We start from the raw sequence: 24,291 nt of genomic DNA, 5'->3' as shown, positions 1-24,291 counted from the left end.
CAGTTTTGGTTTCAAACTTTGGCAAAGTTGATTATTTCTGGTATTATTGGCATTTATCCCGTTTACTAATCTGTTAATTCTCTCATTCTCTAATTCTCTCATTTTCTCATTTTCTAATTCTCTCATTTTTTCATTTTCTAATTATCCAATTTTCTTACCTGGCTCACCACTATCGCTCCCGCCATTGCCACATTTAAACTTTCCGTCTGTTGCAGTTTGCCAAAACGCGGAATGGTGATAATGCCATCAGCCAAGGCGCGTACTTCGGGGCTAATACCGTTAGCTTCGTTGCCTAAGATTAGCACACAATCTTCGGGGAATTCGGTAGTGTAGAGGTTCTCACCGTCCAAATCCATTGCGTATAAAGGTAGCGCACAAGTTGCCAAGAAGCCTGCTAAATCCACGTAATGCACGGCAACCCTTGTGAGAGAACCCATAGAGGCTTGCACTACTTTCGGGTTGTAGCAATCCACCGTTTGGCTATTGCAGATCAGCGTTTCGATACCAAACCAATCGCAGAGGCGGATAAGCGTACCCAAATTACCAGGGTCTTGCACATTGTCTAAGGCGAGGATTACACCCTCTTGCAAGATGCCCTTATGTTGGCGTTGGTGAAAAATCGCCAAGCCCTCATCGGGATTTTTGAGGCTACTCACCTTCCGCAGTTCCTCTTTGCTTACTAAGGTAATAGGCTGACCGTTCAACGCTGTGGCGAACACTTCGGTAGCGATAAGTAACTCTAAACGGTAACCCGCTTGCAGAAATTCCACGATGCTCTTTTTCCCCTCTACTATAAAGAGATTCAGCTCATTGCGGTATTTCTTCTGTTGTAATTTCTGAATTAATTTTACTTGATTTTTGCTAAGCATAAAATAATTGTGTATTTTTGCCAAAAAATGATAAGGCTTGCACCTTAGAAATTAAACAAATCTATTCAAATCAAACAAATAAATGGTTGTTTTTTGTTTGATTTGTTGTGGTTTGCTCGATTTCTCTCCCTTTAGGGAGATTCTTTTAATTTGTTCAATTTCTCTCCTAAAAAAGAGATTTATTTCTTTGAAAATTCTTATTATTGAGCCCTAAAAACAAAAACTTGTGAGAAAATCTCTTTCCCAACTAAGCGTTATCAGTCTGTTATTCGTGTTAGCCATTGCTCTCTTTTCGTGCGATGCTACCAAGCGTGTCCCTAACGACCGCCATTTGCTCCGTGAAAACCTTGTATATGTGAATGGCACTAAGACCGACGATGCAAAGATAAACAATTTTGTATTACAAAAGCCCAATTCGTATGTTTTAGGAATGCCTATCAGTCTATATATCTACAATTTAGGAAACCCTAATGCCGAAAAGGATTTTGTCCAATGGCTCGATACACACCCTCGTTGGCATAGGTTTTTAGATGGTTTTCTCTCTAAAAAACAAGTAGGTCGCTTACAGAAGTCGTTTTTCGTTTCAGGCATCGATCACCAGTTGCAGAAGATAGGCGAAGCCCCATCGGTATTAGATACAGCACGCGTACACAAATCCACCAAGCAGTTGGGAGCTTATTTCAGAAGTATAGGCTATTTCAATAACAAAGTAACTGATAGCATCTTCATTCTCCCTAATGAAGAAAAACAACAAGCCAAAGTGGGCTATTATATCACTACCGGAGAGCGCTATTATATCGATAGCTTAAAGACGCATATCACTTCTCCTGAAATAGATTCAGTTTACCAGCAGAACAAGGCAAAAACGTTTTTAAAATCAGGAGCCCCTTACCAGCTTACCGATTTTAGCAATGAACGTTCACGCCTCTACGAACTCTTTCGCAACAACGGTTTTTATACCTTTCAGCAAAGCTCCATCAACTTCCAAATCGAGCGCGATACGGTTACAGCTCAAAAAGACAACAAACTGCAAGTAACTACTGATATAGGCGACCTTATAGAACGCGATGGCGATGTGATTACCGCCAAGAAGTATAAGATGCACTACATCAATAAAGTACGTCTGTATACCGATTACGACAACAAGGTAGATAAAAGCTCTTTAGATTCTTTGGAGTATCGCAATATGATTATTTATTACAAGGACAAGTTGCGTTATCGTCCACGGGTGTTGTATCACGCTACAAGCCTCAAAAAAGGACAAATCTACTCCGATTTAGAGCGCGGAAATACTTACCGACAGTTCAACAATCTGCGCGTGTTCCGCTACCCAAATATGGACTTCAAATACGCTACCAATGACACTTTGCAAAACAAACTCGATGCCAATATCTACCTTTCGTCCTTAGATAAGTTTTCATTGCGACTTACCAATGAGGTAAAGCGTTCTGAGATTGAGGCGATAGGTTTTGGGGTAGGAACTTCGTTTGCAGCACGCAATGTCTTTCGTGGAGCAGAAACCTTAGAACTGAACTTGCAAGGTACTTTTGCCTCGCAACCTACGCTTAAAGATACACGCTTTTTCAATACCTCAGAAGTCAGTGGCGATATACGTTTCATCTTTCCTTCTATCGTTTTCCCGCTGAATACGCGCAAGCTCATCCCTTATTATATGACCCCACAAACTATCTTGCAAACGGGTATGAGCTACCAAACAAATATAGGGCTCGACAAACGTACCACTTCGGGTTTGTTGCGCTATGTATGGAATCCGCGTAAGCAGAAGAACAAAGTCATTTTCGATTTGATAAACGTACAATACGTAAACAATATCAACCCAGGTAATTTCTTCAATATTTACCAAAGTACTTATGAAAGGCTGAACGATATTGCCAAAAAATACAGTTTAGGTAGCCGATATGTAGACGACAAAGGCAATCTTACCCCTACTGAGGGGACTTTTAACTTTATAAATGATGTATTCGAAAGGAATTTGGTAGTTCAAGATGAAGATATTTTGCCTATATATGCTATTTCTGAACGCTATCGTCGTATTACAAATAATGACTTTATTGTATCAAGTAGTTTTACTTATATCATCAATAGCAAATCACAGTTTTTTGAACGCAACTTCTCACAATTGCGTTTCAAGATAGAAGGAGCGGGGAGTTTGCTCAATGCTTTGACAGCTACTTATAAAGTGGTCAATACCGAAGGTAGTACTAAGAATAAGATTTTTGGGGTAGAATACGCTCAATATGCTAAAGCTGAGGTCGATTTTATCAAGCACTTCCCCATAGCCAAACAGAGTTCATTAGCATTCCGTTCCTTCTTAGGGATAGCTATCCCTTATGGTAACTCCGATAATATTCCGTTTTCACAAAGCTACTTTGCCGGAGGTACTACCGATAACCGTGGTTTTAAAGCCTATCGTTTAGGACCTGGTTCAAGTGGTTCGATTTTAGATTACAACGAAGCCAATATGAAGATTACGCTCAATCTCGAATATCGTTTCCCTATCTTAGGGGCACTCAAAGGCGCCCTCTTCACCGATGTGGGAAATATCTGGAACGTAGCCGATAATACTCGTTTTGAAGAATACAAGTTTAAAGACCTTTCTTCATTAAAAGATGTGGGGTTAAGTACCGGATTTGGGTTGCGTTACGACTTCAACTTCTTTGTAATTCGCCTCGATATGGGTATACCTACATATGACCCTGCCGAAGAAATGAGCAACCGCTGGATAAAGAAATTCAGAATTAAAGAAACCGTGTTCAACTTCGGTATCAACTATCCGTTTTAAGTGTAGTATGAGTACAAGCTGAGTAAAGAGTGTCCAAAAAGTCTAAAAATCGTCACATACCCAGCTACAAGTATTCGCTGGCTTTGCATCGCAAACTTTGCCAAAGTTTTAAATTTTGGCAAAGTTGAAAACTAACTTAATCAATCATATTTTCGTTACATTCGTAGGGGGTGTTTTGCAAAGGCTCTTCAAAGCAAAACTTTCCGAACAAGCTCTTTTTACCTTTTATCTTTTACCTTTTACCTATTAAGAGAGTCCTGTGATAACTCCCTCGTCATCTATATCCATACCTTCGGCGGCAGGCACACTGGGGAGTCCCGGCATACGCACAGTATCGCCCAAGATTGGGATTACAAAGCCCGCCCCTGAGGCAAACTCAAACTCTCGCACGGTTACCTCAAAATCGGTAGGACGGGCGAGTTTCTTCTCGTCATCACTGAGCGATTTAGGCGTCTTCACTATACAAATAGGCATTTTATCAAAGCCTAATGTTTTGATTTGTTTCAACTGACTTACGGCTTTACTGTTGTAATTCACCTTGCTCGCTCCGTAAATCTTAGTAGCTACTGCTGTTATTTTCTCTTCTATACTCGCTTCATTGCTGTATAGCGGACTAAAATGACTCTCACCACTTTGGGCTATAGCCACGACAGCGCGAGCAAGTTCCTCAGTACCTTTACCTCCTTCACTAAACCCTTTACTTACAATAGCTTCTACCCCTTTTTGAGCACATACTTCTTTTACATAGGCGATTTCCTCCTCACTATCGTTAGGGAAATAGTTAATCGCTATCACTGCTTTGAGACCAAAAAGTTGCACATTCTCGATATGTTTTTCCAAATTAGCAATACCGAGTTTCACTTTTTGCAAGGAAGGAGTGTTGTACTCTTCTTTTTTAGCCCCTCCGTGATGACGCAAGGCGCGGATAGTTGCTACAATCACTACTGCATCGGGAGCTAATCCTGCTGAAGTACATTTGATATTGAGGAATTTCTCAGCCCCAAGGTCAGCGCCAAAACCTGCTTCGGTAATTACGTACTCACCTAACGATAATCCCATTTTGGTAGCCAAAACAGTGTTTGTACCTTGCGCAATGCTAGCAAACGGGCCTCCGTGCAAGATAGCAGGATTGTTTTCAAGCGTTTGCACAAGGTTAGGTTTGATGGCTTCTTTGAGCAAAAGTGCCATTGCCCCTACCACATTTAAGTCGCGCGCAAATACAGGGGTGCCGTCAAATTTCTTGCCTACATAGATATTACCAATACGTTTTTTCAGGTCAGAAAAACTTTCGGCAAGACATAGTATCGCCATAATCTCAGAAGCAGGAGTGATGTTAAAACCGTCTTCGCGAGGTACTCCGTGAGTAGCACCGCCTAAACCTACCACTATATGGCGTAGCGCACGGTCGTTCATATCCATTACGCGCTTCCAAACTACGGTGCGTGGGTCGATGCCAATAGAGTGTGTCTTACTTTGGATATTATTATCAATGACAGCCGCCAATAGGTTGTTAGCCTTCTCAATAGCCGAAAAGTCGCCTGTAAAATGCAAGTTGATGTCCTCCATAGGTACCACTTGTGAGTATCCTCCACCAGCAGCCCCTCCTTTGATACCAAAAACAGGACCTAACGACGGTTCACGCAATACGGCAATCGCTTTTTTGCCTATTTTGTTAAGCCCTTCCGTCAGACCAATGCTCACCGTGGTCTTGCCCTCACCAGCAGGGGTAGGAGTAATAGCCGTAACAAGCACTAACTTACTGTTTTTCATCTTCTCAGCGTCGATGAGGTGCAATGGTAATTTAGCCTTGTATTTTCCATAAGGATCGAGGTCATCCTCACTGATGTTTAATTTTTTAGCTACCTCTCTGATAGGGAGCATCTGTGCCTTTTGGGCGATTTCTAAGTCGGTCATAAACAATTGATAATTAATAGTGCGACAAAAGTACTGATTTTAGTTGGATTTTCCAAACACAATACAAGTAGGTTTATCTACCTCAATCTCTTCTGCAGTTTCAGTCAGTTTGCCAGTTACTTCGTCCCGCTGGAACACTTGTATCTTATTATCATCTCGGCAAGCTACTAAAAGATATTTACCATTGGGAGTAATCGCAAAATTGCGGGGGTGAATACCTGTGAGTTGGTATCCTACTTTCGTGAGAGTACCCTTCTCAGGGTCGATAGCAAAAATTGCAATACCATCTTTCTTTAATCGGTGAGAGGTATATAAAAAACGCCCATCTGGACTGATATGTATATCGGCACTGCCTCGTCCGTCGCCTTCATCAGCCATTAAGCGTTGCACTTCTTTCAGTTTACCCTTGTGATAGCCCAGCACTACACACTCTCCTCCCAATTCGCCTATCAAATAAGCAAAACGTCCATCTTTACTAAACGTAAGATGACGAGGTCCTTGTCCGTCGCTCACCTCATAAGCTACTCGCTGAGCGGTGAGTACCTCAGCGTTTTTACGTGCTTTCTTGTTGTAACGAAAGCGATACACGCGGTCGTTGCCCAAATCAGTTGCTAATATATACTTTTTATCAGGGGTGGGAATAATGCAGTGGATATGTGCCACGCGCTTGGGTGTCTTTCCTACAAAAGCAATATGTTGTGTCTCTGCTTTTAATTTACCTTCTGCATCCAGCGGGAAAACACTGATGTCGCCCCCTGTATAATTAGCCGTAATTACATAGTTACCGTCAGTAACAATATGACAAGGGTCAGCACCCGCCTGTTTCAGCTCTTCCTTAGAACTCTCCTTAGGGTCGGTGGATTGAAAAACGGGATAACTCAAATGCGCTTTATCTTGACTCAAATCAAACGAATAAGCTCCTTGTCGCCCGTCGTTATATTCGCTTACTGCGTACAGATGTTTCCCATCGGGGGATAATGTCAAGAAAGAAGGATTGGCTGCGATAACACTGCTCAGCAGTTCGAAAGTTCCATTCTCCTGATTAAAACGATAGGTATAAATACCTTTAGAATTGCCTCCTTCGGTATAAGTGCCTACAAACATCGTCAAGTTATTAGGTTTTTCGCCTTGTGCAAATATATGAAAGGCAAACATCGATAATACCAAAGAAAGAACAGTTTGTAATTTCAGCATAACTTTTAATAATTAAAAAGTGAACAATTTTGCCCCAAAGATATGAATTAATTATCAATTATTCATTGTTCATTTCAAAAAACCTTATTGTGTGCTCTATTTGCTTCTTGAGGGTAGTTACTTCCTCTTCTGCCATAAAAGAGAGATATTCCTTAAATAAAGCTGAATGATGCTCAAATTGTTTCTTTTTCCACAGTGAAGTAGCCAAAATGAGTTCAATAGCCAATATTTCTTCTATATTCTTCACTACTTGCTCGCATTTAATAGCCGAACTACCTCCCATTCCTTTAATATCTATTGTTTTTTCAAATAAAATTGGACTCTCAATGCTCGCAGGAGTGGAAAGGCGACGGTTTTCGTTCAATATTCCTTCTATGATACGCTGAAAAATAGGATAATCTATTTCAGTTTCTATCTCTTTACCGATATTAGAAAGCAGGTAGAACACGCGTCGCTCGCTGATATTGCCCAAGCTGGTGAGGGTAATCGCCAAAAAGTCCATTGCTAATGAGAGAGGCAGAGTATGTGAATTACCTCCGAAGATAACTTCTTGAGTTTCGGGGAAGAGAATAGGATTATCGGTAACTGAGTTCATCTCGGTTTTAATTACCTTACGAATAGCCGCAATCGACTCTCGGACGGCTCCGTGTATTTGAGGGATAGAGCAAAAAGCTTCGGGCATAGACGAGAAGGCTTGTGGGTGCTCAGAGAGGACACTGTCTTTCAGAAGCATACGAAGATGTTCGGCAGTTTCTACAAGTCCTTTGTGCGGACGTACCACTTGCATTGCTTCCGAGAATGCCGAGAGGTTGCCCCCAAATACTTGTGTGGAAACCGATGCTACAAAATCAGCCCACTGAATAAGTTTGAGCGATTTACTAAGGTTGTAGATGCCATAAGCGGTGGTGAGCTGGGTTCCATTGAGCAGGGCATCGGCTTCGCGTCCTTCTGACGATAGAGGTTGCCAACCGTATTTACCTTCTAACTCTTGAGCCGAATAGACTTTGTGCTGTATGCACACTTCGCCTTCACCAAACAGAGGCAAGGCAAGGTGTGCTAAAGCAATGCGTTCATCGGGGATATCTTTGGAATAAACTACAGGGAAGACCCCGTGATTATAAAAGTCGATGAGACGTTGTACCAACGCTAATCGCACCCCACTATAGCCGTAGGAGAAGGATTGTATTTTTAGGAAAAGCATCAGCTTGACAATCTCGTTAGGAATGCGCTCACCTATGCCACAAGCATAATGCCGCAAGAGGGACATAGAGTCTACCGAAAGCTTGTTCAGAACTTTGGGGTCTTTTTGGAGATAATCACTGAGAAAACGATGACAAGTTTCGATATTAATTACCGCTTCTTCTGAGAGTTTCAGTTGTGTATCGCCTTCTATAATAGCTGTTAGTTGTTCAAGCAGAAGGACTTCGTTTGAAATGTAGTGTTCCATACGATTTACGCGTTAGTTTTTTAGTCGTTAGAAAAGTGATGCAAATAGAGGTTATTCAACTTTACCAAAATTTTTAATTGCCCGTCGTGCTACGACCTTTTTTCACGTTTCCTCAATACCGCATACAAGAAAACAAAAAACGCCAAGAAATACGCAATGCGAGCGATGTAGTCGCCCATTTGAACGTAAAATGTGAGTTCGTCGTTTAAGGCGATGGTACCTTTCAAACTACCTCGGGTGCCGTAAGGAAGGGTTTTGAGTATATCTCCCCTACCATTGATAAAAGCCGAAACGCCTGTATTAGCACTGCGGGCTACGCTCCGACGGGTTTCAATCGCACGCAAGCGGGTGTAACTGAGTAGCTGTTTGTAACCCTGTGTATCGCGCCACCACGCATCGTTGGTAAGGATAGCCAAGAAGTTAGCCCCTTTCTTAATATAGCCCGTTACAAACTCACCATAGATAGTCTCATAGCAAATGATAGGTGCTGCCTTGCCCTCGGTGTCTACTCCTGCAAAGGCAGTGCGTTCAGGCTGGGTAGTTTTTAGGGCTACCGTACCGCCAAGGTTGATAAGGGTTTCGCCTAAAATAGGTTTTAGCACCTGCTGATAAGGGAAATTTTCTACTGCTACCACCAGTTTGCTCTTGTGATACAGTGGTACTTCGGCATTGCGATTGAGCAAGAAAGCCGAATTGTAATCGTTGTACCAAAAACCATAGTCGGGCAAGTAGTTGCTTTGTGAGGTTGTATGGGCTTTGTCTCTTACAAACTCAATCATAGAAGCTCCTGCTATCCAGTTTACATTAGGATAGTGACTGAGTAAAGTACGCAAAATAGATACTTCCCACGAAACAGGTAAATCTTGTAACTTAATGTTCTCAGCAAAAACCGTTTCGGGAGTGATGATAAAATTCACTTGGTCGTCTATATTTTCAGTGGCAAGTTGTACTAAGAGCCTACCTACTTCTTGATTGGAAAGTGCGTATTTTTCTTGATAAGGATCAATATTAGGTTGTAAAACAATAGCATTGATTGTCTTTTTGCCTGCTTCGCTATAATTTATATACTGGAAATACGAAATCACCACAGGAATAGCAAAAAGGAGCATTGCCTCCCCCACTTTTTGGGCAAATGCTTTACGGTTTTTAGTAGAAAGATAATCGGTTAAGCCTATAAAAAGTACGATATTCACAAGCCATACCCATAGTGAGCCCCCGAAGGTGCCCGTATATTCGTACCACTGTATCCACGTAACTTGTTCGGAAAAGACGTTGCCCAAATTGAGCCAAGGCCAAGAAACGTCCCACGTGAGGTGGAATTTCTCAAAAGAGAGCCATATTGCTACTAAAAAAACGAGCGACACTTTGCGGTTCATACGTTTCGCTACGATATGGTAGAGGAAGAAAGTGAGTGTCATCAAGAGAGTGTTTGCCAAAATAGCAAAAATTGCTCCTATTTGGGTAGAGTACCATATCCACCAGGTGGTGGGGATATTCCAAGTGAGAAAAGCCAAATAAGAGAGTGCAAACACCTTGCGTTTGGTATGCTGGTAATCACGTCTAATGCGCGCTTCCATTAGTAAGAGAGGTACTAAGGCAATGAATATAAGGGCAGTAATGCCGTAAGTTACCCACGCACAGGCGAGTAAAGCCCCTGAAAGCAGGGCGAGGAGTATGTTTTTCTTCATTATAGACACTTAATAATGTGGCAAAGATAAAAAACAATTGCGAATGATAAATGATAAATGATGAAAAAATATTGTCGCCAATTCAACTTTGGCAAAGTAGAGCGAGCTCCTTTAAACAAAAAAGCTTGAAGTCTTATGGACTTCAAGCTTTTCTCATATGAAAAGTAAAAAATATTTATTCTAAGGTGAAATCAACCGTGCTTTTAATGTCGCCAGAAGAGGTGCCTACTAAGGCTTTGAAAGTGCCTTTTTCGGCTACCCAAGCGTGTTGTTCAGGGTTGAAGAAAGATAGGTCTTGCTTGGTGATGTGAAAGGTTACGGTTTTGGTTTCTCCTGCCTTTAAGAATACTTTTTCAAAACCTTTGAGCTCTTTGTACGGACGTAATACTGAGGCTTCTTCGTCGTGCAAATAGAGTTGTACTACTTCAGCGCCATCACGTTTGCCGGTGTTCTGTACTGTTACCGAGAAGCTGATATCGCCGTTGGTGGTCTTCTTATTGGCAGTGAGTTTGCCGTATTTGAAAGTAGTGTAAGAAAGTCCGTGACCGAAAGGGAATAGCGGTTTTACACCTTTGGTATCGGCGTAGCGGTAACCTACCAAAATGCCTTCGTTGTAAGCAACATCTTTATCACCTGGGTATTCACCTAAGGCTACAGCTCCATTGTCTTCCAAACGCACTGGGAAAGTGAAAGGCAATTTACCCGAAGGGTTTACATCACCGAAGAGTACATCGGCAAGGGAGTTACCTGCTTCGGAGCCTAAATACCAATCTTGTACAATGGCAGGTACGCTTTTCACCCAAGGCATCGCCATTGCATTACCCGAAATGAGTACTACCGCTAAGCTTTTATTGGCTTTTGCCAAAGCCTCAATCACAGCATCTTGTCCGTAAGGTAAGCCGTATTGTTTGCGGTCGTCACCTTCGCAATCCTGACCGTCGTGTTTGTTGAGTCCGCCTATAAAGATAACTATATCAGCTTGTTTAGCGGTTTTAACAGCTTCGGCGAGGAGTTCCTGTGCAGGACGTTTATCGGTGATGTCGTTGGCAGCAAGCCCGTCTTGGTCTTTGTAATCGTCGCTGGCATAGCCACGTGCATAGAGCACTTTGACAGTATTGCCTACACGATTTTTGATTCCGTCTAAGGGGAGTATCTCGTGAACGGCTTTAAGTGAGGAACTTCCTCCACCTACGGTCATCATTTTAATAGCATTCTCGCCTATTACGGCTATGGTTTTTGCCTTTTTAACGTCGATAGGTAATACATTTTTATCGTTTTTGAGTAGTACGATACCTTCTTGTCCTATCTTGCGAGCGACGGCAAAGTGTTCTGGTGAGGCGAATGACCCAAAGGGGCGATTGGCTGCCATATTGGTGCGGAATACAAGTCGGAGGATATTGCGCACCTTTTCATTCACTACTTCTTCTTTTATTTCCCCTGATTTCAGTTTTTCGAGAAAGGGTTGAGCAAGGAAGTAATGGTCGTAAGCATTCGAGCGGTTTTCGACCATTCCGTCAGTCCAAGTACCAAATTCCATATCCAATCCGTGGAGAGCAGCACCATTGGTGTTGTTCACTCCACCCCAATCGGATACTACGGCACCGTCGAAGCCCCATTCTTTACGCAGGATATCTTGTAATAGGTATTGGTTTTGGCAAGCCCATTGGTCTTTATATTTGTTATAAGACCCCATTATGCTCCACGCTTTTCCCTCTTGCACAGCCGCTTTGAAGGCAGGGAGGTAAATCTCATACAGAGCGCGGTCGTCTACCTTTACATTCACTGTATGGCGGTTGATTTCTTGATTGTTAAGCGCATAGTGCTTCACACAAGCGGCAACGCCATTGGCTTGCACGCCTTGCACATAAGGCACGACCATTTTGGATGCCAAATAAGGGTCTTCACCCATATACTCGAAATTGCGACCGTTGAGAGGAGTGCGGTATATGTTCACCCCAGGACCTAAGAGTACGTTTTTGTTGCGATAGCGGGCTTCTTCACCTATGGCTTTTCCGTAGGCTTTGCTGAGAGCGGGATTCCACGTGGCAGCAAGGCAAGTGAGAGCGGGGAAAGCGGTACATTTATCATTTGTCCATCCTGCTTGATTCCACTCGTCCCAGAGTACTTCGGGGCGTATGCCGTGAGGACCATCGGTCATCCAATTTTCGGGAATACCCAAACGGGGCACGCCAGGGGCACTGAACTTAGATTGAGCGTGGCACATAGCTACTTTTTCCTCTAAGGTCATTCGTGAGAGGGCATCGTCTATACGCTTCTCAATGGGTTGCGAAGCGTCTAAATAAACCGGCATCTGCTGGGCTGAGAGCGTACCTACGACACAGCAAAGCAGTAAAGTTTTTATATTTTTCATATTAGTCATTTTTAGTTGTTAGTGTTCTTAGAATTGAGCAAATAGAAATACTACCTCTCAATAAAACAAATTTCATTTTTTTTTCAGAGATAATATTTTTGCGTTTTTTTCGTCAAAGACTAATTTTTAACATATTTTCTTCAGATTTTCATACCCCTTTTTAGCCAATTGATTTTCAGTTTAGTAACGCCTTATCTTCGGTTTAGCTTCGCCTTACCTTCGCCTTAGGTTCGCTTTAGGTTCGTCCAAAGTGGCTGAAAAGTAAAACACAAAAAGTAATAGAATAAACTGATTATTAGTATTTTAGATATTTAAGATGAAAAATGAGTACCTCCTAAAAAAGTTTGTGTTTTTCTTGTCCTTTTAGCATACTTTAACATTTTTTCAGCAATCTAAAATATTATACGTCTCACTCTTCATTTACAAATCTGTTAATCTGTTAACTTACTAATCTATTCTCCTCTCACTTTTTTAATAAGAAGCGGTTTGAGAATGGCTGTCCAGAGCTTATAACCTTCGGCGTTCATATGGAGGTTGTCTTCTTTAAAGATATCGGTGCGGAGGTTACCCGCTTCATCGTACATTACTTTGGTGATATCAATATAAGTATAGCCTTGTGCGGTGGCATTTTCCTCTAAAAGAGCGTTTACCAATAGCTGGTCTTTCAGCTGGTCGGCTTTGTGTTGTGAGGGTTTTAGCGATACCACAATCAGAGGCGTATTGGGGTAGTCTTTTTTTAGTTTGTCGATAAATATACGGAAAAGATCAAAGCACTTCACGGCATTTACACCTTCCTTATGATTGCCCAAATCGTTTTCCACGTATAGCAAAATGCTTTTAGGGGTATAGCCTTTGGCGATAGTGTTGTAATTGTAAATCATATCGCGCAAAGTAGCCCCTCCGTAGGAACGACGAATGAGTTTCAGTGGGGCGAAATCTTCATAGATAGTATCCCACAGATTGATAGATGAACTCCCCAGAAAGAGTACGTCGCAAGAGAGGTCTTTTAAGCGTTTATTCTCCTTTTGATAACGATTGATATCGCCTTGATAACGGGTAATCCAAGAAGTTTCGTCGCGTTGTTCAAATGGAATAACACTTTTGATAAGAGTTGTAGGGGTTGCGGTTTGCGCACTCGCAAAGGTTGTTACTAATAGGAATAACAACAGTAATATTCTTTTCATTCGCTTAATTAATTTTTTGATGTTCAACTTTGCCAAAGTTATTATAGCCTCTTGTGCTACGAGCTTTGGCAAAGTTTACAATTTCTGTTTATATTTTAGGTATCAAAAAGGATACCACGCTGTTAGCAGGTACTTCATAAGAGAAATAGTGCTTTCCGGTGCTTAGGGTCAGATAGGTTGCTTCTTTCTTTTTATTCAGCAACACACAAGCCAAAGAGCCGTCGGGGTTCTCGAATGCGGTACATTGCACATTGTCGTCGGTGGTTTTCTCAACGCCTATACGAGTCGCACCCTGCTTGATGACTGCCGAAAGATGACTTATGACATAGTAGTGCGAATTGCGTTGCATCGTCTTATAATCAGATGTTTGGATATCAACCGCACCAAAACAAGTTTTGCAACCGCCTTCACGATTGGGAGCTCCGTGCTCGTCGAGCATCAAATTCCACACTATCACCGCCTTGCAATGATTATTCAGGGTTTTGATACCGAGCTCTTGCATATCTTCGGTGAGACGGCGCTGAAGGTTGCGACCATCGTTCCAAGTACCTATAGAGCTTTCTGTAAAGATGAGTTCTTTATTGGGGTATTGGTTATGAATGTTGCTCAATTCGTTAGGATTTCCCCCATAGTTATGGTAAGCAGCTCCCGCAACGTACTGAGAGGCATTGGCATCTTTATAGATATGCAAGGGGTATTGCTGTTGCGAAGGTATATTATCGTAGTTGTAGTTATGGTCGAAGAGGTAGATTTTAACCTCAGTGAAACCTTTGTCGCGCAGAGTTTTCCCTAAGGCGTTTTTGATAAAGGCGAGCTGCTCGTCCCATCCCATATACATAGAAGCCGAGTTGCCTCTGTTGAGAGGTTCGTTTTGTATAGTGATGGCTTTGACGTTCAATCCATTGTCTTTCATCGCTTGCAACCATTTGGCGAAATAGAGCGCATAATCCTGATAGTGGGCGGGGTTCAGCTGACCGCTTGTCCATTGGTTATGAGGTTGCAAATCGGTAAGGTTATTGACCTTCATCCAGCGCGGAGGTGTCCAAGGAGAGCCAATAATCTGCACTTTGGGGTTGATAGCGAGAATCTCTTTGAGTATAGGAATCACGTATTGCGTTTCCTCTTTGGTGAGAGCAAAATGCTCTATTCCCTTGGTATCGCAAAGGGTGTATTCACTTAGAGAAAAGTCGGAACAGCCAATAGAGACCCTCACATAGCTTTGCCCAAAGCCTTCAGTTTCGGAGAAGGTTTCGGTGAGGAACGCCTTTCTATCGGCGGGGGACATCTGCATCAAGTTATAGCAGGTAGAACCTGTAATGGCAGCCCCGAAACCATAGATAGTTTGGAATTTTTCAGCGGGTTTTAGGGTGATACTATAAGATGCGTTAGGGTTTTTGATGAGCTTTAGGTCGGTTTGCTCTTTGTAAAGTTCTTTTTGGCGATTGGCTGTAGTCAGCAATACGCTCACTTTACCTACCGATGGCTCAACAACAGGAGGAGGAGTAGGTTCCTCCCCTGTGTTGGATTTTTTCTGGCAGCTGCAAGAAGCGATGCTCCAGAGTATTACAAGTAAAAAAGACGGGAATAATTTCATTAGTAACCAGGATTTTGGGTGAGTTTTTTATTGTTTTCTAATTCAGTTTGTGGGATAGGATAAAGCACTGTGTTCTCGTTGAGCGGGTAGGTTTGTTTTAGTCTACCAGTATCTCTTGCGTTGAGAGAGTTCATTGTTTCAATGGCTTTATCGTTACGCACCAAATCGAACCAACGGAAGCCTTCGAATGCCAATTCAAGGCGACGTTCTTTGAGTACGGCTGCTTTCATTTGTTCTTGTGAAAGAGAGGTGGAAATAGCAACAAGTCCTACCCTTGCGCGTACTTGATTTACCAAGGCAGCCGCCTGAGCAGTTTGACCTAAAGCAGCGTAGGCTTCGGCTTTGAGCAAGAGGATATCGGCTAAACGCAACTTGATGATGCTACTGCCTCCTGAACGTATTTTGTACATAAAAGGATAGTGTTTAGAAGGGTAATAATTTTCCCAAGAGGGTTGCCCCCAAACGATAGCTTGATCTTTGCGCACGGTATCACCTTCGGCATCGAAAGCAGCGATGAGGTCGCGTGAAGGGGTTACCCATTTTGCCCAGTCGTAAGTGCTATTGGGGTTGGTGTAGTTCAATCCAAAAAGCCCCGGTAGCCAAGTTTGTCCGCCTTGAGAGTAGGTAATCTCGAAGATAGACTCGGCAGAGTTACGCACTTTTACATCGGTTTTAGCATCGTTGATTTGAAATAAATCGGCGTAATTAGGCAAGAGAGTAAAGCCATCGGCTTCTACGGCTGCGCAATACTGAATGGTTTTGTTGTAGTCGCGTATAGGTTTCTCGGCATATATGTGAGCTAAGAGTGCATTGGCAACTGCGCGACTAAAGAAGAACTTATCGTTAGCCTTCACAGCAGGAGCATCGACGAGAGCCTCCTCAAGGTTGGTGCGAATAATGTTGTACACCTCGGCAACTGAAGTGCGTTCAGGAAAGAGCAATTTGTAGGTTTCTTCTACATTTTCAGATGATATTTCAGGGACTTCAATAGGAGGAATAGGGACTGCTCCCCAAAAGCGTACCATATCGAATAAAAGCCACGCTTTGAGTATTTTAGCTTCGGCTTTCCACTGTTTGCGTTCAGTTGTTGTAAGCGAGGCATCGGGCACTTTATCTACATTAGCAATTACTACATTGGCTAAGTTGATACCTTCTAAGTATTTTTGCCAATCACGTTTGATATTCCCGTTAGATGCATCTTGGCTGTTCTGTTCTATAGAAGTAATCTCGACGCCAGAAGTACCTGCATAAGCGTTATCGGCACGAGTTTCGGTATTTTGTAGGAAGTCTAACGTCCAGAACTCTTGCGCGCTACCTCGTACGAAAGCATAAATAGCCTCGTAGCGGGTTTGCATTTGTGCTTTGGTTTCTATAGCAGAAGAGCTTTTGCCCTCGGCAGTTGTGTTTTTCTCGTTGAACTCCGAAATAGGGTCTTTATCTAAACTGCACGCCGTTAGTGCTACTAACGAGAGTGCAAGGTATATATATCTTTTCATTTTTGTATAGGTATTAAAAATCAATGTTTAAGCCAAAGATAAAAGTTTTGGTTTGAGGATAAGTACCCCAATCAATACCCATCGTAGGACCTGAAAGCCCTTGGTTTACTTCGGGGTCAAATCCTTTGTAGTTAGTGAGTGTCCAAAGGTTTTGGGCGGTGAAATAAGGTTGTATCTTGCGAATACCATATCTCAACAATTCCTCATTGGAAAGGTTATAAGCCAGAGTAAGTGTTTTGAGACGCAAATACGAACCATCTTCTACCCATCGCGAAGAGGCTTTGATGTTATCGGTACTTCTTACAGCACGAGGAATGTCGGTAATGTCACCAGGTTTTCTCCAACGGTTGAGTACCGCTGTTGATTGGTTTTTACCATCGTACATACCTTCAGTTTCTATGCGAGAAGCGTTGTAGATATCATTACCATAAGAACCTTGAAAGAAAACACTTAAAGTGAAGTTCTTATAAGTGAAGTCATTGGTAAGCCCAAAGGTGAAATCGGGGTTAGGGTCGCCTATATAAGTTTTATCGGACACTGAGATTTTACCATCACCATTAAAGTCTTTGTATTTGATATTACCTGTTTGAGGGTCTACTCCTTCACTTATAAATCCCCAGAACTTGCCCAAAGGCTGCCCTTCGGTAATACGCACCACTTGTTCAGTAATAGCTTCGGAAGTGCTGGCGTAGTAATACACTTTTTGAAGGGTAAGTTTAGTTAGCTCATTGCGGTTGAACGAGATATTGAAGTTTGTATTCCATTCAAAATTACCTGTAAGGTTACGGCTATCCACAGAGAACTCTAACCCTTTATTGGTCATTTCGCCCTCATTGCGATAGATAGAAGGTACTGGTGAAGTAGCAGGAAGAGGCACATCCATCAATAAATCGGTAGTCTTTTTAAGGTAAGCGTCTACCGCTAAAGAGATACGATTTTTGAAAAGCGAAAGGTCAAGCCCTATATTGCTTTGAGTGGTGGTTTCCCAAGTGAGGTTAGGGTTAGAGAATGAATTAGGGCGCAAAGTTACCATTGCATCACCTTTGCCTGCCTCCCACCAGTTTTGACGAGTGATAGAAAAGCGTTGTAAGTAGCCGTAATCGGATATACCCGCTTGGTTACCTGTTTGTCCCCAGCCTCCACGCAATTTGAGTTCGCTAAGCCAATCCACTTCTTTCAAGAAGTTTTCTTGTGAAAGTCTCCATCCTACAGATACTGAAGGGAAGTAACCCCAGCGTTTTCCTGGTGCCAATTTTGAAGAACCATCGGCACGGAAATTAGCTGTGAGAAGGTATTTGCTATCGTAGTTATAAGAAATACGACCTAAATACGACATAATCGCCCATTCGGCAGCACTCGAACCACTACCTTGTTCTATTTTATTGGCAGCGTTGAGGGTTTTGATGTCGGGTGTAAGAAAGTGAGAGGCATACAAATAGCTTTCGTTCCATTTAGATACCGTTCCTGAAGTACCTGCCAAAGCAGAAAGGTTGTGCTTGCCGAAACTCTTATCGAAGGTAAGCAAATTGTCGTAAGTCATCACAGTGTTGTTAGTACGAATATCGTCGGCAGTACCGAAGATCTTACGTCCATATTCGGTGAGTTTAGGGTCTGTCCAATGAGTTTGAGTGCGTCCTAAACGGTCGATACCTACTGTAGATTTGAACTTTAAGCTCGGCAAGAAAGTTACAATAGCCGATACACTTCCTACCAAGCGATTGCTCTTAGAGGTATTGTCGGCATTACGAGAGATATTCTCTACAGGATGAGTGAGGTTTGCTCCATAGAAATTGTAGTAATACCAACCTTCTTCCCCAGGTTTATCGCTCCATATAGGGGCGTATTTAGGCGTATTGATTACCGAAAGCACTACCCCAGCGCGGTTAGAGCCCGTACCGGTAATAATACCATTAGACGAGTAATCGGAATAGGATAGATTGGTTTCAAAAGTGAGCCATTTGCGCATTTTGGTTTCTAAGTTGAGGCGCACATTATAACGCTCGAAGAAAGAAGAGCGAATAACCCCTTCATCTTTAGAGTTACCTGCTGAAATGTAATACTTGGTATTTTCAGTTGCATTTGAGAAAGAAAGCTGTGTATTGCGGATAATACTCTTGCGGAAGGTCTCGTCGAACCAATCGGTTTTGTCGGTAAGACCTGAAGGAAGAGTAACAGCACCTGTTTCTTTCATCAGTTCCTTGTATTGAGCCGTATTTAAGGATTCTATACGTTTGGCTACTTGCGAGATACCTACATAAGTATTAACAGATACTTTAGGCTCGTTGCGTTTCCCGTGTTTGGTAGTGATAAGCACTACGCCATTAGCAGCACGTGAACCGTAGATAGCTGCTGAAGAAGCATCTTTGAGTACTTGCATATTCTCAATATCGGTAGGGGCAATCCCACCGATGTCTTGCACAGGGATACCATCTACCACATATAGAGGGTCGTTGGAAGCGCTGATAGAGGTATTCCCGCGAATGCGCACTGCCAAGCCTGCGCCTGGAGCACCACTAGGTTGCACTACTTGGATACCCGCAGCACGCCCTTGAATAGCCTGTGCAGCTGAAATTACAGGACGTTGGTCGAGGTCTTGGGTCTTTACTGAGGTGATAGCAGTGGTTACATCACCACGTTTTTGAGTACCATAGCCCACTACTACCACCTCATCGAGGTCTTGGGCAACTTCAGAAAGTTTGACATTGAGCTGTTCACCTGTTACTTTTAAATCGAGGGTTTTGTAGCCTACAGAAGAAAACTCTAAAACAGCTCCTCGAGCTACGTCAGTAAGTGTATACTTACCGTCGAAATCAGTAGCTACGCCTTTGGTAGTACCTTTTATTACTACAGAAACACCAGGAAGAGGTGTTCCTTTGTCATCGGTTACGGTACCTGTTACTCTGCTGTATTGTGCTTGGGCAAAACCTACAAAGCCTACTAACAGTACCATCATTAGCATTAAATGTTCTTTGAGTACTTTCATAAAATAAAAACATTACGTTTGTTTAGTTGCTCCAAAAGTACAGCAAAAAAACACTTGTGTACAATCGGGTATTAGAAAAGTACTGCTTTCAAAAAATATTTAATTGAATATTAGCTAATTGAATTGTAAAAAAAGCTTAAAAAAGTACTGAAATTTCACCTATTAATTACGTATTTTCTTCACTTTTTCTTCGAAAGCATCGCGTTCTCCTTTCGCTTTATTCCGTACTTTGGTGCGATAGTTGTACACTGTGCGAAGAGAATAGCGCAAGAATTCGGCTATCTTATTACTATCGGTGATGCCTAAACGAATGAGAGCAAAAATACGCAATTCGGTATTCAGTAGTTCGCCTTTTTTAGGGAAAATTTGCTCTCCTTCTTCTAAAAGAGCGTTGAAGTGGGTTACAAAATGCGGGTATATATTGAGGAAGATAGTATCAAAATTCTTGTAAAGTACCTCTAATTCTTGTTCTACTACGGAGGTAGATTTTAGCACCTTGGTAAGGTCGTCAAACTGATGTTTAGAAGCCTTTTTGTAGAGTAGTTTTCGGTAGTTTTCAATCTTATCGATATAAGCAGAACAGAGGTTGAAGAAATGGGCAATATATTCTTCTTTGATGAGATTCGCCTCTTCGAGATTGAGGTTTGCCTCTTCGAGGGTTTGGTTCATCAGTTGTAGGTCAGTGTTGAGTTTTTCGAGTTGCTGATTACTGTAAGAGAGTTCTTTACGTATCTTTATCAATCGCTTTACTTGTTTGTACACATATACCAAAGCGATGATAAGAGCTACTGATAACACACTGATGAGTACCAGATACAATTGTAATTCTTTCTTTTGTTTGGCTTCTTTCTCTTGATAGGCGGTGTTGATGATGGAATAGAAAGAGGCACCTTCTTCGGCGCGGTGTCGCACATTGCAGAAGGCAGCATCATCGATAGCCATTTTGATAAACTGATAGGCTTTGCTTATATTCCCTCGTTTGTAGTAAGTAAGCGCTAAGCTCTGCAAGGAAGCGTTATCTTTGATTGCATTTTTGATGTCGGCGATAGCAGAAAGGGCAAAATAGTATTCTTGAAGATCGTCATTTCCTTTTTCTCGTTCTACAAGACCTAAATAATAAGCTATTATAGCACGTTCAGGTTCCTCTTCGGTAGTTTGTGGTAATAGTTGTTGAAACTGTTGCATAGCGCGGTTTTTGTCTCCTGTAAAGAACTCATCGATAGCACTGTTTACTTTAAAAGTAAGCGACTGTTTGTCTATGCACAATAGTAAGGAATCGCGGTAGCGGTTGGAGGCACTTAAATAAGCACTATTATTGATACTTTGCCCATAATGACTGCACAAGGCATAACACGAATCGTAATATTCACACAGAGATTTCTTGGGTAATCGGTGTTTATCGATAGCTTTTAGTAGTTGCAGCGCTTCTACGTACATTCCTTTTACCGAGTAGAGTTTAGAAAGTAGGATATGGGTTTCGTCTTGCTTTTCGGTATCGTTTAAAGCTATTGCTATTTGTTCGTTTTTCAGCAAATAGGCTACTGCCGAATCAACCTTAAATTTTCGGTATTCGGTATACAATTGTTTGTGCAGGTCGTATTTTTCTGTTGGTTGAGAGGCTTTTTTAAGAGCCTTTTCCAAGGAAGTAATACGCTGTTCTTTGGCTTGTATATAAGTAGCACTCTGCTCAATGGTTTGGTTGAGCCGGTGGAGTACAGCCTCTTTACTCTCTTGTGCCACCGCTATATTCCTTCCCAATAACAATATGATAAAGAGTGTGATATAGTTTTTCATAAAGTTTGTTTTTATTAAAGCCCCCGAACCCCCGAAGGGGGACAAGCCGTAAATTTGCATCAGCAGGTGATTATTAGGATATTATTCGGACATACTGCTCAATCAACTTTGCCAAAGGTCGTAGCACGACGAGCAATTAAAAACTTTGGCAAAGTGTAGCGCCGCAAAAGCGACTTAATTATTCATCGTTATCTCAGAATTCTAATTCTGTTTGGGTGCCGTCGCTCTCATTTTCAGAGGGAGGAGGGATAATTTCTTCATCGCCGAGGTCTTCTACGGGTTCCTCTTCTTGCGGTTCTTCGTAGGGGAGAGATTCAAGGGGGTTGACAGTTTTCACCTTGTCGGTAGTGAGCTGGTTGCCCAAGGCTTTGATGCCTTTTACACTGATGAACTCTTCTAAATTCACAATGAGGTTCTCTTTCTCCTTGCCTTTTTCTTTAGTGAAGACTACCTCAGCCATAGGTCGCCAATCGGCAGAGACGAAGAGCAATTGCGATTTAGGGTGTTCGGTAATGACTAACTCTTCGCGGTTTTCATTCTCTACCACAAAACGTTTTACAAACACGCGTTCTTTCTCGCCATCGTAGTAAATTACCGAAATAGGTTTCTCGGGCACCCATTTCTCCATTACGGCGATATTGTTCTCGAAATGCAGACTCAATTCGGGGATAATGGTCTTCACGATGCCCTCTTTGGTAATGAGAAGCATACGGTCATCGCCTTTGAAAGCCCCCAGTAGCGTACCGCGTTCTTCGGTGTTGAGGCGTTTTACAATATCGTCGAACCATATCTTGCGCGGTTTGAGGGTTGATACGCCTTTTTCTTTTAGCTCGATGCGCTTGATAGCGTATTTGCTCACGAGGTTTCCTTTCACGCCACGCCCTTTGATGAGGGTATCGGCAAAATCAATATCCCATCGCAGTTTGCGCAAAGTGCCTAACTGACGCAAGTTCACAGTTACCACTTCGGCTTCACCATTAGGGTTGGCTGTGAAATAGAGTACACGCGACTCTTTGTGTTGAGGAATGAGCTCGTACTTCTTATCGCGGGTAATACCCGTAACGTTGAAGCGCTTGATATAAGAGAAGCCCGTTTGTCCGTCCTTATAAATCATATTGTACACGGTGCGCTTGTCGTCTTTCTTAAAGACCGCTACGTGTATGATGTTTTTCTCTATATATTGTTTATCGGATACTTTGGTAACGTACATCGCACCGCTTTCGGTAAATACAATCACATCGTCGATATCACTGCAATCACCTACATACTCGTCTTTGCGCAAGCCTGTACCTACAAAACCTTCTGCTTTGTTTACATAGAGTTTGGTATTGCGCACCACTACTTTGGTCGCCTCGATGGTATCGAATACGCGCATTTCGGTTTTCCGTTCGCGCCCCTTACCATAAGTCTTTTTAAGGCGTTCGAAATGGGAAATCGCATAGTCGATAAGATTTGCGAGGTGGTTTTTCACTTCCTCGATATCGGCTTCAATTTTGAGGATATTTTCATCAGCCTTATAAGAATCGAAGCGGGTGATGCGAATCATTGGTATTTGGGTGAGTTTAGCCAAATCGTCATCGGTAATCTCACGGATCAAATCTTTTTTGAAAGGTTCAAAACGCTGGTACAAGTACTCGTACAAACTTTCTCTATCGGTGTATTTCTTGAAGTCGATATACATCTCTTCTCTGATGAAAATCTTTTCGAGCGAGGCACTGTGCCATTGCATTTCGAGTTCAGAAAGTTCAATTTCGAGCTCTTGTTTGAGCAGACTTACTGTGCGGTCGGTACTGCGACGCAACACTTCTGAAACGGTGAGAAAATGCGGTTTGTTGTCCTCAATCACACAGGTAATGGGCGAAATAGCTGTTTCGCAGGCAGTGAAGGCGTAGAGTGCATCGATAGTCTTATCGGGCGACGTGCCGTTGGGCAAGTGCACCAATATCTCTACATTAGCAGCTGTGTTATCGTCTACCTTTTTGATTTTTATCTTACCTTTTTCGTTCGCTTTCAGTATAGAATCTATAAGCGAAGTAGTGGTGGTAGTAAACGGAATTTCGGTGATGCAAAGCGTACTCTTATCGAGTTGCGAAATCTTAGCACGCACCCGCACACGTCCGCCTCTTGCCCCATCGTTATAGCCACTTACGTCCATAATACCCGCAGTAGGGAAATCGGGGTATAACTCAAAAGGTTTACCTTTGAGGTAAGCAATGGAAGCCTCGATAAGCTCGATGAAGTTGTGAGGTAATATCTTGGTAGAAAGCCCCACGGCTATCCCCTCGGTACCTTGTGCCAAGAGGAGCGGGAACTTCACCGGCAAGCTGATAGGCTCCTTTTTACGACCGTCATAGCTGGATTGCCATTCGGTTACCTTAGGGCTAAACACCACATCAAGGGCAAACTTAGAAAGGCGTGCCTCGATATAACGAGGAGCTGCCGCATCGTCACCTGTGAGGATATTTCCCCAGTTACCTTGCGTATCGATGAGCAAGTCCTTCTGACCGATTTGTACAATAGCATCGCCTATACTCGCATCGCCGTGAGGGTGATACTGCATTGTATTCCCTACGACGTTAGCCACCTTGTTGTAGCGACCATCGTCTAATTCTTTAAGCGAGTGCATAATACGGCGTTGTACGGGCTTAAAGCCATCTTCGATTGCTGGTACAGCGCGTTCGAGGATTACGTACGAAGCATAATCCAAGAACCAATCTTGGTACATACCTGTGACTTTAATGATGCTATCTCCTTGTGGAGTAGTGTTTTGAGGTGTATTGTCTTCCATCGGAACAGATGTTGTTTAAAGTGCAAAAATAGAAAATAATTGGCAAATGACAAAAAATGGGATTTATGTAAAAAGTAAAAGAAAGAGATGACGAATGATGAATGACGAATGACGAAGGTAATGCGAAGGGGATTTCAACTTTGGCAAAGTATGTAGCGACGGAAAG

Annotated in this window: 13 protein-coding genes; 1 reads left to right on the top strand and 12 read right to left on the bottom strand. The window is 42.5% G+C overall.

Annotated elements, in window-relative coordinates; all coding sequences use genetic code 11:
- Window positions 1–137: 137 nt before the first annotated feature.
- Window positions 138–869, bottom strand: a complete 732-nt coding sequence (locus HMPREF9072_RS10000) for an RNA methyltransferase (protein ID WP_009411616.1) — start codon at window positions 867–869, stop codon at window positions 138–140.
- A 226-nt stretch (window positions 870–1,095) separates the two neighbouring features.
- On the opposite strand from HMPREF9072_RS10000, the gene HMPREF9072_RS09995 reads away from it, so the two are divergent.
- A complete protein-coding gene (locus tag HMPREF9072_RS09995) occupies window positions 1,096–3,672 on the top strand; it encodes a BamA/TamA family outer membrane protein (protein ID WP_034566395.1) in 2,577 nt (858 codons plus the stop codon).
- A 246-nt stretch (window positions 3,673–3,918) separates the two neighbouring features.
- Here HMPREF9072_RS09995 and HMPREF9072_RS09990 read toward each other — a convergent pair whose 3' ends face one another.
- The 11 genes from HMPREF9072_RS09990 to HMPREF9072_RS09940 all read right to left on the bottom strand — a co-directional run bounded on the left by HMPREF9072_RS09990 (window position 3,919) and on the right by HMPREF9072_RS09940 (window position 24,125).
- Complete coding sequence (locus HMPREF9072_RS09990; RefSeq protein WP_009411613.1) at window positions 3,919–5,586, bottom strand: formate--tetrahydrofolate ligase; 1,668 nt, start codon at window positions 5,584–5,586, stop codon at window positions 3,919–3,921.
- A 39-nt stretch (window positions 5,587–5,625) separates the two neighbouring features.
- Entirely contained in the window at window positions 5,626–6,780 is a 1,155-nt protein-coding gene (locus HMPREF9072_RS09985) for a lactonase family protein (RefSeq protein ID WP_009411612.1), read from the bottom strand.
- A 58-nt stretch (window positions 6,781–6,838) separates the two neighbouring features.
- Window positions 6,839–8,227 carry an aromatic amino acid ammonia-lyase gene (locus HMPREF9072_RS09980; RefSeq protein ID WP_009411611.1) on the bottom strand — a complete coding sequence of 463 codons (1,389 nt, stop codon included), beginning with the start codon at window positions 8,225–8,227 and terminating at the stop codon, window positions 6,839–6,841.
- 89 nt (window positions 8,228–8,316) lie between these two features.
- Window positions 8,317–9,915: an apolipoprotein N-acyltransferase gene (lnt, locus tag HMPREF9072_RS09975; RefSeq protein WP_009411610.1), complete on the bottom strand. Its 1,599-nt coding sequence runs from the start codon at window positions 9,913–9,915 to the stop codon at window positions 8,317–8,319.
- A 175-nt stretch (window positions 9,916–10,090) separates the two neighbouring features.
- Window positions 10,091–12,295: a glycoside hydrolase family 3 C-terminal domain-containing protein gene (locus HMPREF9072_RS09970; protein ID WP_009411609.1), complete on the bottom strand. Its 2,205-nt coding sequence runs from the start codon at window positions 12,293–12,295 to the stop codon at window positions 10,091–10,093.
- Between the two features lie 443 nt (window positions 12,296–12,738).
- Window positions 12,739–13,470, bottom strand: coding sequence for a GDSL-type esterase/lipase family protein (locus HMPREF9072_RS09965; protein ID WP_034566400.1), 732 nt, complete (start codon window positions 13,468–13,470; stop codon window positions 12,739–12,741).
- A gap of 88 nt (window positions 13,471–13,558) precedes the next feature.
- Window positions 13,559–15,064, bottom strand: coding sequence for a glycoside hydrolase family 30 beta sandwich domain-containing protein (locus HMPREF9072_RS09960; RefSeq protein ID WP_009411607.1), 1,506 nt, complete (start codon window positions 15,062–15,064; stop codon window positions 13,559–13,561).
- Window positions 15,064–16,560, bottom strand: coding sequence for a RagB/SusD family nutrient uptake outer membrane protein (locus HMPREF9072_RS09955; protein ID WP_034566398.1), 1,497 nt, complete (start codon window positions 16,558–16,560; stop codon window positions 15,064–15,066). The genes HMPREF9072_RS09960 and HMPREF9072_RS09955 overlap by 1 nt, the downstream gene beginning before the upstream one ends.
- A 13-nt stretch (window positions 16,561–16,573) precedes the next feature.
- Window positions 16,574–19,543, bottom strand: coding sequence for a TonB-dependent receptor (locus HMPREF9072_RS09950; RefSeq protein WP_009411605.1), 2,970 nt, complete (start codon window positions 19,541–19,543; stop codon window positions 16,574–16,576).
- Window positions 19,544–19,705: 162 nt separating this feature from the next.
- The gene (locus HMPREF9072_RS09945; protein ID WP_034566397.1) at window positions 19,706–21,337 is read right to left on the bottom strand and encodes a DUF6377 domain-containing protein; all 1,632 of its coding nucleotides are present in this window, start codon (window positions 21,335–21,337) and stop codon (window positions 19,706–19,708) included.
- Between the two features lie 193 nt (window positions 21,338–21,530).
- A complete protein-coding gene (locus HMPREF9072_RS09940; protein ID WP_009411603.1) occupies window positions 21,531–24,125 on the bottom strand; it encodes a DNA gyrase/topoisomerase IV subunit A in 2,595 nt (864 codons plus the stop codon).
- Between the last annotated feature and the right edge of the window lie 166 nt (window positions 24,126–24,291).

It is taken from the genome of Capnocytophaga sp. oral taxon 324 str. F0483 (assembly GCF_000318315.2).
Taxonomy (GTDB): domain Bacteria; phylum Bacteroidota; class Bacteroidia; order Flavobacteriales; family Flavobacteriaceae; genus Capnocytophaga; species Capnocytophaga ochracea.
This window is presented reverse-complemented; position numbering and strand designations above follow the sequence as displayed.